The organism is Exiguobacterium sp. SH0S2 (assembly GCF_004337185.1).
Classification (GTDB): domain Bacteria; phylum Bacillota; class Bacilli; order Exiguobacteriales; family Exiguobacteriaceae; genus Exiguobacterium; species Exiguobacterium aurantiacum_A.
The window spans coordinates 1-389 of sequence record NZ_SJVB01000033.1 but is presented as its reverse complement, the minus strand read 5'-3'; the positions used below and the strand labels follow the sequence as shown (position 1 = coordinate 389).

At 36.0% G+C, this 389-nt stretch carries 1 protein-coding gene; it reads left to right on the top strand.

Annotated elements, in window-relative coordinates; genetic code table 11:
- A partial coding sequence (locus EVJ21_RS15525) for a hypothetical protein (protein ID WP_236636601.1) occupies nt 1-233 on the top strand: 233 nt, incomplete at its 5' end.
- Between the last annotated feature and the right edge of the window lie 156 nt (nt 234-389).

Here is a 389-nt window from a genome sequence, read left to right as displayed (position 1 = left end):
CATATATACTCAAACCACTGAGTATGAAAGGTAATCTCACCGCCGAAAAAATTGAAAATACTGGGAATATCATTGAGTGTGCAGACTTGCAAGAGACGACCAACGCCATTAAAGTTCATTTTTTAACACAGAACGCTTTAAGGTTTAAAGTCGGAAGTCGTCATTATATTATTAATTTCCCCTTTGAATCTGACGGTAAAAAAAATAGCGCTTCCAGGGAAGTCATCTTATAATTTAGAAGAAATGCTATCTGCGATAAATTTCACCATTCCATACTCTATCGCATCTGTATCAGATAGTTCCAACACCGCAGATATTTTTCCAGGAACTCCTTTTCCTTTGTTGTTCGAAATTGAAGTGAGTTCATGTACAGGGAATAATACTAATTG